The 9,811-nt window shown below is 73.3% G+C and carries 11 protein-coding genes; 2 read left to right on the top strand and 9 right to left on the bottom strand.

Annotation, left to right across the window (positions count from 1 at the left end):
- The first annotated feature begins 167 nt into the window (after nt 1-167).
- Nucleotides 168-452, top strand: coding sequence for a hypothetical protein (locus ETD96_RS33750; protein WP_138640543.1), 285 nt, complete (start codon nt 168-170; stop codon nt 450-452).
- Nucleotides 453-525: 73 nt separating this feature from the next.
- Here ETD96_RS33750 and ETD96_RS33755 read toward each other — a convergent pair whose 3' ends face one another.
- Nucleotides 526-996, bottom strand: a complete 471-nt coding sequence (locus ETD96_RS33755) for a hypothetical protein (RefSeq protein WP_138640544.1) — start codon at nt 994-996, stop codon at nt 526-528.
- 460 nt (nt 997-1,456) lie between these two features.
- On the opposite strand from ETD96_RS33755, the gene ETD96_RS33760 reads away from it, so the two are divergent.
- The gene (locus ETD96_RS33760; RefSeq protein ID WP_138640545.1) at nt 1,457-1,771 is read left to right on the top strand and encodes a hypothetical protein; all 315 of its coding nucleotides are present in this window, start codon (nt 1,457-1,459) and stop codon (nt 1,769-1,771) included.
- Between the two features lie 6 nt (nt 1,772-1,777).
- Here ETD96_RS33760 and ETD96_RS33765 read toward each other — a convergent pair whose 3' ends face one another.
- From ETD96_RS33765 to ETD96_RS33800, 8 genes are all read right to left on the bottom strand, one after another.
- Nucleotides 1,778-2,977, bottom strand: a complete 1,200-nt coding sequence (locus ETD96_RS33765; RefSeq protein WP_138640546.1) for a hypothetical protein — start codon at nt 2,975-2,977, stop codon at nt 1,778-1,780.
- Complete coding sequence (locus ETD96_RS33770; RefSeq protein ID WP_138640547.1) at nt 2,974-3,786, bottom strand: hypothetical protein; 813 nt, start codon at nt 3,784-3,786, stop codon at nt 2,974-2,976. The genes ETD96_RS33765 and ETD96_RS33770 overlap by 4 nt, the downstream gene beginning before the upstream one ends.
- A 40-nt stretch (nt 3,787-3,826) precedes the next feature.
- Nucleotides 3,827-4,315: a hypothetical protein gene (locus tag ETD96_RS33775; RefSeq protein WP_138640548.1), complete on the bottom strand. Its 489-nt coding sequence runs from the start codon at nt 4,313-4,315 to the stop codon at nt 3,827-3,829.
- Nucleotides 4,316-4,369: 54 nt separating this feature from the next.
- On the bottom strand, nt 4,370-5,809 hold the full coding sequence (locus ETD96_RS33780; protein WP_138640549.1) for a hypothetical protein: 1,440 nt from the start codon (nt 5,807-5,809) through the stop codon (nt 4,370-4,372).
- Nucleotides 5,810-5,834: 25 nt separating this feature from the next.
- Complete coding sequence (locus tag ETD96_RS33785; protein WP_138640550.1) at nt 5,835-6,815, bottom strand: hypothetical protein; 981 nt, start codon at nt 6,813-6,815, stop codon at nt 5,835-5,837.
- Nucleotides 6,815-7,231, bottom strand: a complete 417-nt coding sequence (locus ETD96_RS33790; RefSeq protein WP_138640551.1) for a hypothetical protein — start codon at nt 7,229-7,231, stop codon at nt 6,815-6,817. The genes ETD96_RS33785 and ETD96_RS33790 overlap by 1 nt, the downstream gene beginning before the upstream one ends.
- Before the next feature lie 9 nt (nt 7,232-7,240).
- Entirely contained in the window at nt 7,241-8,095 is an 855-nt protein-coding gene (locus ETD96_RS33795; protein ID WP_138640552.1) for a hypothetical protein, read from the bottom strand.
- Between the two features lie 39 nt (nt 8,096-8,134).
- The coding region (locus ETD96_RS33800) for an ADP-ribosyltransferase (RefSeq protein ID WP_205719580.1) at nt 8,135-9,811 on the bottom strand (1,677 nt) is incomplete at its 5' end.

Genomic DNA, 9,811 nt, shown 5'->3' on the forward strand with positions numbered 1-9,811 from the left:
GCCCACCCGCCCCTGTTCGCATACTTGATGACACGGGTTCGGCGCCCTGTTACCGTACGTACCGCGCAACAGTCAGAACACTTGTCAGGACGTGTGGACTGTGATGGCGGTCCGGTCGTCGCCGGACCGATCCCCTCATCGGATGGCGGCATGCGGAGTAAAGGCGCATGAAGAATGTGGAACTGGCGGTCGGGGCCGGCCTGATCGTGCTCGGCCTGATCTGCTGCGGCACCTGCCTGTTCCGGGCTGGGCGCGGCGCGGAACTCGAGGGCTTGCAGTACGTCGCCGTCTCCAACTTCTTCATGGGTCTGTTCTTGATCATGTTCGCTCTGGACAGGTCGGGCGGGGTGACCGGCACCGTGATGCTGGTGTCGATCTGCCTCGGTCTTGGCGCGGGCGTACTGGTACTGATCAACACGGTCCGCCAGGCGGGGAAAGACCCGTTCGACTGACCGGCTGCCTGGTATCAGGTCACCGCCGGAGCGGGGGCGGTGCTCCGGGGAGCGTCAAAGGTCCACCCGGTCGTCAAAGGTCCACCCGGTCATCGTTGGTGACGACTCGCATGATCTTGTTGACCCTAGAATGCCGGTGCACCTCGAAGCACGCGGGCCGTTCGGTGACCGCCTCGTCCCCTTCGCGCCACCGGACCCAGTCGGGCAGCATCCATCGGGGCGGATGCACGTACACGACGGCCACCGCCAGGCCGAGGACGGCCGGGATCGCCAGGGCGAAGACCAGCATGGCGGGGATGCCCGGCACGATCGCGCTGAGGCCGGTCACCGTCACGAGCAGCAGTACCGACCCTGCGCCCCAGGTGCAGGCGAGCGGCGAGTACGGCCACTTGAAGAACGGGTTGCCGTGCCAGGACCGCCAGCGCCCCTGATAGGCGCAGATGCCGAGCAGGAACATCACGACCAGGGCCAGCAGCAGGACGGCCATAGCGATGCGCCGTGACGTCGAGATCTGCACTTCGGCGAAGAGCAGGGCGGGGTTCACTTCGTCCGGCTTATTCAGCGGTGAGTTCCGTCGGCCGGTCCGTGATCGCCGCTGTCTTCGCCATGTGGTGCCGTGCGTCCTCGGCGAGACGGTCCATGTCGAAGTCGTTGGCGCTGAACATCATGGGTCTCCCCGGTCGTCCGCGACGGTGTGTTGAGCGTGCTCGAAACAGGTGGTCAACGATTCCGGCCACTGTAGTGGCGGTATCGCCCCTCGTGGGCGATTCTTTGGAAAGGTTGGTTCGGTGGTTGTCGGCGAAACGGTGCGGGTGGCCTGCTAACAGGCTCGTCGTGCTTCAGCGCCGACTTGACCGGTTCCATGCGGCCACATATCGGACGACGAAAAATCCCTCTTCGGCAGAGCGGAAACTGCGGAGGATGTCGGTTCGAGGGATACTCTGGCGGCCCAGGTGGCGGAATGGTTCTGGAGAGGTTCGATTGTGCCTGTGATCATCGGGGCCGTGGCGTACGGGCTGCTGGGGCTCGCCTGCGTTGCCGCGGGAGTGTGTACTCGCAAAGGCGTGGGAAATTACACGGTTTCCCGCAGCGTGAAGGTGCCTTATGAAGAGTTGCCGCAGCGGGAGCGGGTGCGCACGGGGAATGCGCTTCTCGTGCTCGGGGCGCTCTTGCTGCTGTGCACTCCGTTCGGGCTCCTGCCGGAGACCGCCGTGGTGGTCGTCTTCCTTGCGGCGCTTTGTTCCTTTGTCGCCTATGCGGTCATTCAGATGGGGTTGCGGCGGGCGGCGCAGGAGATTGTGCGGAGCAAGGCGGGCTAGCGCGTCCTACGCGGGGGGCGGGACGAGGATGCGGTGCCAGCGGAGGGTCTGCTTGGCGCGCTCGCGGGTGGTCGGGTCATCCGCTGGGAGCTGGGCGTTGTTGTCCCGGATGTGGCGCAGGAGGTCGGGCTCTGGCGGGATGTTGTGGTGCTCCAGGTGGTGGGGGACGCCGCCGAGCCAGACCCAGGTGCCGTCCGTCTGGTAGGTGTCGGGGATGTTGGCGGGGCGCGCGGGGTCGAAAGCGTCGGTGAACAGGCGGCCGCTGTCGTACACGACCGGGGCCTCGCGAAGGTAGCGCAGGACCACGTCGCGCTCGGCCGGGTCCAGGGCGGGGCGCTTCATGATCTCCGGGTCGCCCGGGACCGGGTTGTTCGCCAGCCGCAGCGACTGCTCGTGGACGTCGGCGAGGTCGCGGAGCCGCTGGAGGCTCGGTGCCTCCTGCTCGGTCGCGTCCGCCGGCACGCCGCCCGCGACGGGGTCGGCGGGCATGGCGCGGCAGCGGGCGAGCACCTCCGGCGCGGGGACGTGCTGCGCGTAGAGGTCGCGGAGCCGCTGCACCCAGGCGCCCATGGCGTCGCTGCCGAGGGCTGCCGCGTCGGCGCGGGGCAGGAACAGGGCTGCGGTGCCGCCCTGCCAGAGGTAGCCGAGGACGACGTCGTCCTTGACGACCGGCAGGTAGCGGACGGGGCCGTCGGTGGTCAGGTCGTAGCCGGGCGGCAGTTCGAAGTGCAGCCCGCCCCAGCCCTGCGACCGGTCCATCGGGGTGCCGTCGGGGAACTCGCCAGGGCGCACCGACTCCCAGGGGGAGGGCTCGGCGCCGGGGTCGGCGAGGCGGAGCACGTCCTGCTTGCCGTCGGCGACCTCCTCGCGGGCGCCGGCGGGGACGCCGCCGCCGCGCGGGTCCTCGGGGCGGCCGATCCACTGGCGGATCGCCTCGCGGGCGGGCAGGCCCGCCGCGTGGGCCTCGCGCAGCCGCTGCGACCAGACGAGCGGGGCCTCGTAGGCCTGCCGCAGGGTCTCCTTGCGCCGGACGAACCCGGCGGACCGGTCGTCCGTCCCGGCCCACAGGTAGCCGACGTGCAGGCCGTTCAGCATCACCGGGAGGTGGACGACGGGGTGACGCGTCGAGGTGGCGTAGCCCTCGGGCGGCTGGTAGGCGGGCACCGGCGGTCCGCTGGCGCCGCTCTGCGGCGGGACGTTGTTCATGACGACTCCGAGCCGGTGATGGCCGCGACCGCGGCGGAGCGGACGCCGTCGGCGACGTCCGGGACCGTGAACCCGGTCCGCCGGATGTGGGCGGCGAGCTCGGGCTCCGGCGGGACGCCGTGGGCGCGCAGGTAGTAGCCGACGGCGCCGGGCCAGATCCAGGTGCCGTCGGTGTGGTAGGTCAGCGGGACGTTCCGCGCGTGGCCGGGGTCGAGGGCGTCGCTGTCGTAGCTGCGGGCCGCCAGCACGATCGGGGCCTGCTCCAGGTAGCGGACCATCGCCTCGCGCTCGGCGCCGGGGACGTCGGGCCGCCGCACCTCGGGCCGCCCGTCGGGGGCGGTGCCGTCGAAGGGGCGGGCGATGCGCATGCCCTGCGCCGGCGGGGCGGCCAGCCAGGCGGGGACGTGCTCGGCGTCGCGCGGGAACCTGCGGAGCTCGGCCTCGGCGGCGTCCGGCGGCGGCGCGGACTGCCAGCGCGGCTCGCCGTCGCGGTCGTACCGGACGTCGTACGAGAACGGGAACGTCAGCGTGAAGGTGGCGGTGAACCAGGTGCCGAGGCCGGGCGCGTACATGCCGGCGCGCAGCCGCTCGAACAGCTCGCCGAGCGCGGCGGGCACGTCGAAGGGGGCGGGCAGGCCCGGCCCGGTGACCAGGCTCAGCTGCCCCAGGGTCTCGGTGTGCCGCCCGAGCGAGCGGTGCACGACCGTGCATTCCCCCCACCCGGGGGGCAGGGTGTGCGTCAGCAGCAGGGTGATCTGCTGGAGCAGGTCGTTCTGCTCGGCGGGGTTCAGCGACCCGTTCTCGCTCACGACTTACCTCTTTCCGTCCGTCCGGGGGCTGGCCTGGGAGTCATCCGCCGTGCGCGCCCGCGGTCCGGTCGAGGCGCTCGCGCAGCCAGCCGGGGACGTGCTCGTCGTCGCGGGGGAACAGGGCGAGGTCGCGGGCCCATTCCTCGGGCGCGGCCGGCGGGTCCCAGCCGGGGTCGAAGTCGGCGTTGAAGCTGACCCAGTAGGCGCTCGGCGGGTCCATCATGAACCGCATCCCGAACCAGGTGCCCTCGCCGGTCCGGTACATCATGGACCGCAGCTCCGCGGCGATCTGCGCGCATTCGCGGGGCGGGTCGGCGGCGGGCGAGGAGCCGTCCGGCATGATCACCGAGAGCCGGAGGTCGGTGACGCCGGCGAGCATGAGGATCCGCAGGTCGATGCGGCGCCAGCCGGCGGGGGCGACCTGCAGCAGGGCCATGCCGAGCCGCTGCGTCAGCTCTTCGTAGCGCTGCCGGTCGTACGGCCGCGGTCCCTGCGGCGGCACCGGAACCTCGGCGGGGGGCTGGGTCATCGCGTCGCTGCTCCTCTCTTCGTCGCGCAAGTCTATTGGTCTCGTGCCCACCGGCTATCCGTTCGCGTCCCAGTCGTCTTGCAGCGGGACGGGGTCGCCGCCGGGGCCGCTGATCTCGGTCAGATCGCCGGCCTCCACATGGTCGATGATCGAGTGCGGGAGGCCGAACCCCCGGCCGCGCGCGTCCGGCAGCCGCTTGGGGCCCCGGTCCCCGGGACGGTAGAGCGTCCGGCCGCTGAGGGGGAGGGGCGTCGCGCTGAGGGGCCGCAGCACCCGGAAGAAGCGGTGCGGGACGTCCTCGGGGTAGCCGTCCAGCTGCCGCCACTCGAACGGGGTGCCGATGGTGAACAGCCTGCCGGTGCTGGTGAAGTCGTAGGTGTCGAGTTCGGTGCCGGGTTCCAGCACCACGTCCTCGACCGGGGAGGGCTCCGGCGCGCCGGCCTTGGGGAGCGAGCTCCCGATGTGCCATTCGAAGATCTGGTGGGTGCTGACGAAGTCGCCTTCGGCGGGCACCTGGCCGGGCTGGACGACGAAGTACCCGCCCGGCCTGTTGTCGAGCGGTGACAGCGCGAAGAAGCGGCGTTCCCGGACGTCTGCGCCGCGCGGGCGTTCGGCGGCGATCGAGCGCCGGAGCTGCCGGGCCCCGTTCCCGTCCCCGGACGTGAGCCGCCAGGCGTCGACGCCGTTGCGGCGGTCGGTGGTCCGGTTCAGGACGCCGGCGCCCCGCAGCACCGAGGAGTTCACTTCCGCGCCGGCCTCGGCGAGCACGGCACCCGCCGCGAACGCCACGGCCGCCGCAGGGTCGGTGAAGGCCCGCTGCTCGACGCAGGCGTCGCCGTCCATGCGCGCGGCGAGCCACGCGGGCGCCAGGTGGAGGACCGACCAGCAGCCGTCGGCGAGCTCGCCGACCAGGAACCGGCCCGCCGGGCCTTCGGGCAACTGGTCGCGCAGCCTGGCACGGGCCGCGTCGAACAGCCCGGAGAGACCGTCGGGCAGGGCCGCCACCAGGTCGGGTTCGGGCTGGGGGGAGAAGGCGTCCGGGGCGAAGCGGTCCGCCGCGTCCTGGACGGCCGCCAGTTCCGCCATCCACTCCGGGACGCGGTGGGGCGCCTGCGGGAACGTCCGCAGCTCCTCGGCGGCGGCGGCCGGGGGCACGTCGTCCATGAACGTGATCTCGTCCACGCTCCTGAACCGGACCTCCCACTCGGGAGCGGTGCCGGCCCGGAGGCGGAGCTTGAGGTGCATCTCCAGCCAGGTGCCCTCGCCGTCGACGTGCATCAGCGAGCGGAGTTCGCGGACCAGCGGGTAGACGCCCGAGGACGGGAGGAGCGACTCGATGTTCCGCGCGGTGAAGGGGAGGCCGGCGTGCTCGAAGGAGGAGGAACCCACCGCGCGGTAGGCGAACTCCAGGGATTCCGCGCCGTCGGGCGCAAGCCGCGCGAGCAGGGACGCGATCGCGTCCAGCCGCGCGTCCTGTTCAGCCGTGCTCAGCACTCTCTCACCTCCTCGCCGGATGGGTTCAGCCGTCCCGCCGCTGCCGCGACTCGCGCTGCTCGCGGTAGCGGCGCAGCGTCTCCGCCTCGGAGATCCGGGCGATGTCGCCGCCGTCGACCAGCGCGCCGATCGGACGCGGCAGGAGATAGCCCCGGCCCGCGTCCGAGGGGCCCGTGCCGCGCGCGGGAACGGTGGTCTCCCGGACCGGGAACCCCGCGTACACCGTGAGGGGGCGCCGCACGACGTAGAACCTGCGCTCGTGCCAGGCGCCCGTCCCCGGCAGCCCGCGGCGCTCGAACGGCGTCTCCAGGGTGAACAGGCAGGGCTCGTCGGCGGCGGGGGCGTAGGTGTCCAGGAGGGTGTCCGCCGGGAGTTCCTCCCCGGTGCTCGCGCCGAACTCGCCGGGGAGGCGGGCCCGGACGTGCGCGGTGAACAGGTCGTGCTCGGCGATGAAGGGGCCGCCGTCCGGACGCGGTCCGCGAGGGATCACCTGGTACCCCCTCGGGCGTTCGATCACCGGCCCGAGAGGGAGGAAGGACGTCCCGTAGCGGGTTCGCGTCTCGTCGCGGGCCGCCTCCACAAGGCGTTCGCCCTCGTCCGTCAGGCTCAGGACGAGGCGTCCCGCGGCACCGTCCCAGGACTCGCCGAGGACGCCCTGGAACCGCAGGAGGTCCTCGTGGACGGTCACCTTCGCGTCGACGACCAGCCCTGCCGCCGCGTACGCCACCGCGTCCCCGGCCGAGTCGAAGGACGCCGTGTGGGACGGCCTCGCCTCGCCGCCTCCATCCGCCTCCGCGCACCTCATGGCCAGCCAGGCGTCGTCCCCGCGCAACACCGACCAGTGGCCGGGCTCGATCCGCCCCACCAGGAACCGCGAGACCCGGTCGCCGACGAGGTCGCGCAGGACCCGGCGCGCCCAGACGAACGTCCAGGCGCTTTCGGGGTAGAGCCGCCCGACGAGGGCGTGCTCGTCCTGCGGGACCTCGGGGAGCGTTTCAGGGGCCATTACGAATCCGCTGGCGTCCCCTGGCGTCCCTGCTCGCGCAGCTCCGCCTCGAACAGGTCGTGGACGCGGAGGCGCAGCGTGCGGATGAGGGCCCGCTCCTCGGGCGTGAGGTCGCGGGCCTCGGCGCGCGACGCGTCCTCGAGGCCGTTGATGGTCTCGTAGAGCGCGTACGCCGGGCCGTCACCGCGCAGCCGCCGGCCCCGGTACTCCTCGACCCGCTGGACGAACTCGTCGCGGGTCAGCGTGTCGATGTCGGCGGTCGTGCCGAACCAGATCTTGTCCACGTACGACCGGTCGAGCGTGAACTCGCCGGTCCGCCCGGACAGCGCCCAGACGAGCAGCCCGCCGTCGGGCGCCTCGACGAACGCCACGGGTCTGCCCTCGTAGGCGTAGTACTGCGGATACTTCTCGGCCACTTCGCCCCCTCACCGCCGCGCGAGTTCGCGCAGCGCGTCCAGGCCGGGCAGCTCCCGCACGGGCGCGTCCTGGCCGATGACGCCCGACAGCCGGTCCGCGGGCGCGAGCGCGCACCGCCGCAGCGCCTCCAGGGACGGGACGCCCTCCCGGTGGGCGTCGCTCAGCCGCAGCTTCCAGAGCCCGGCCGCGACCTCGCCCGCCGTGCCCGCCGGCTCCCGCCTCAGGTACCCGGCGGCCCGGCCGTCCACCGACGCCCACACGAAGCCCACGACGGTCCCGTCGAGGGTGACGGGCAGGTACCGGACGGGCGCGGCGGTCAGCTCCGGGTAGGTCGGCGGCAGGACGCTGAACAGCGGCCCGAACCCCTGCGACCGGTCGGCCGGCGTCCCGTCCTCGAACCGGCCGTCCTGCACCGACGGCCCCTCCGGCGCCGGGTGGCCGGGCGCGACGATCTGGTGCAGGGCCCGCAGGTCGGGGGCCTGCCGCTCGGGCTCGTCCGCCGCGATCGCGCCGGCCACCGGGTCCTCGGCGGCGCCCTTCCAGCGCCGGACTGCCTCGGCGGCGGGCACGTCCGCCGCGTACGCCTCGGCGAGCCGGTCCTCCCAGCGGTCGGCGGCGAACATCTCCGCCTCCGAGACGTCAGGGGCCAGCAGGAACCCGGCCGCCCGCCGGCCGGTCGACCCCCACAGGCAGCCGATCACCCGGCCGCGCAGCCGCACCCAGTAGTAGATCACCGGTTCCCGGGTCCAGTGCGCGTACGACGGGGCCGCGGCCGGCGGCTCCGGGACGTCCGGGAACGCCGGCGGCGCCCCCGGCACGCCGGCGGGAGCGCCCGGGTCCCATGGGGGAGGCAGGTCACTCATCTCGCGCGCACCTTTCACGTCGACGTCCGCCCATCACGGTCATGACCTGGGCGGAGGAGGCGGTCCCGGGGGGATGACCACGGCCTCTACATCGTAGGTCGGCCGGCGCACCGAGGTTCCGTCGCGGAGCGTGACCGTCTCGTAGCCGGTGTGCACGACGCTGGTGATCTGGTACCGGGTGCCGCGCGGCAGGATCAGCTCGCGCTGGTCCGGGAAGGCGCTCCGGCTGCCCATCCACAGCCCGTGGCTGCCCGCGGGCAGCACCAGGTGGACGCGGTTGCCGAACGACTGCCCGTCCACCTCGGCCGGGTTGCGCCCCAGCGACGTGGACATGGGAGCGCCCTCGGTCTGCACCGTGCCGACCAGGACCTCGGGGTCGCGCCCGTTGAGCGGCAGCCCGTCCCGTCCGATCAGGAAGTTCAGGTTGTCGAGACCGCGCACCGCCTGGACGGGCTCGGGCAGCGGCTGGTGGAGCGCCTGGTCCAGTTCGGCCATGCGCCGCCAGAACGCCTGCTCCGTCGGCTCCTCACCGAGGTACTGGCGCAGCCAGTTCCGCTCCTGGAAGTCGGCGGTGAGCTGCTCCAGGCGCGCCGTCACCGACGTCAGCGGCGGCGCCAGCAGCCGGTCCACGAGCTGCCGCTGGTGCGGGTCGAGGTCGGTGCGGCTCCGCAGCCGGACGATCTCCTCCATCCGGGACGGCATCCGCCCGCCGTTGAGGTGGTGCAGCTGCCGGGCGGACCACTCCGACCACGCGAGCCGGTTCAGGTGGGTGCCGATGTCCGGGCCGCCGGGCCGCAGGAACCGGTTCGGCATGGACTGCCGCGTGTACCACCAGGCGGCGCGCCGCAGCGGCTCCGGCAGGCTCCGGAAGACGTGCCCGAGACGGCTCTCTCCGTACCGCTCGCCCTGCCGGTCGGTGTCGAACCGGTGGACGCCGTCGGCATGCGTCCGGCCTTCGGGCCGCAGCCAGTCGCGGATCCCGCGGGCCTCGGCGTCCTGCGGCGGGCCGCCGTCGGCGTCCTGCGGCGGGGTGCGGCCGGGCGGGTGGGCGCCGTCGCCCGCGAGGACGGTGCCGTCCGGGCGGTGCACGTCCCAGCCGCCGTCCGGCGGCCAGGTGGGCCGCTGCCGGCCGTCGGCGTCGGGGTGGCCGGACGAGGCGTAGACGTTGCCGTCGGCGTCCGACCAGGCCAGCCCGCGCGGGGCCACCACGGGCACGCCGAGCCGCTGGGAGAGCTGCGCGGCGAAGTCGCCCTCGCCGGTCCGGCAGGACAGCAGCATGACCTGGCGGCCGTCCCAGTTCGGGTCGTTGCGGATCAGGTCGGCCAGGTCGTCGGCGCTCAGCCGCCGCCCGTTCACCAGCAGCCCGTCCCGGTCGCCGTGCCCGTCGACCACGAACGTGTCGGGATCGTGCGGGACGCGCCGGGCGAGGTCGCGCATGGCGGTCTCGTCCGGGCCGAAGAACGACCGGCCGGCCGGGGTGCCGTCGCTGTCGCGGAAGACGTCGTGCAGGTGCTGCGGCAGGTCGCCGGGCACCGTGTCGTCGCCGTCCGCCTTGTCCGCGTCGGCCGGGTCGGCGTCGGACTGGTCGGTCCGGTCGGTGTCGGTCCGGTCGGTGTCGGTCCGGTCGGTGTCGGCCGGGTCGGTATCGGTCTGGTCGGTCCTGTCGGTGGCGGCCGGGTCGGTGTCGGTCCGGTCCGTGCCGGTCCGGTCGGTGGC

Origin of the sequence: Actinomadura geliboluensis (genome assembly GCF_005889745.1) — a bacterium.
In the GTDB taxonomy this organism is placed as follows: Bacteria; Actinomycetota; Actinomycetes; order Streptosporangiales; family Streptosporangiaceae; genus Spirillospora; species Spirillospora geliboluensis.

What these genes read in the sequence shown, in the direction of transcription:
- ETD96_RS33765 (WP_138640546.1), bottom strand. Translation starts at nt 2,977, where the DNA reads ATGAACAACGTCCCGCCGCAGAGCGGCGCCAGCGGACCGCCGGTGCCC.
- ETD96_RS33795 (WP_138640552.1), bottom strand. Translation starts at nt 8,095, where the DNA reads ATGAGTGACCTGCCTCCCCCATGGGACCCGGGCGCTCCCGCCGGCGTG.
- ETD96_RS33775 (WP_138640548.1), bottom strand. Translation starts at nt 4,315, where the DNA reads ATGACCCAGCCCCCCGCCGAGGTTCCGGTGCCGCCGCAGGGACCGCGG.
- ETD96_RS33785 (WP_138640550.1), bottom strand. Translation starts at nt 6,815, where the DNA reads ATGGCCCCTGAAACGCTCCCCGAGGTCCCGCAGGACGAGCACGCCCTC.
- ETD96_RS33750 (WP_138640543.1), top strand. Translation starts at nt 168, where the DNA reads ATGAAGAATGTGGAACTGGCGGTCGGGGCCGGCCTGATCGTGCTCGGC.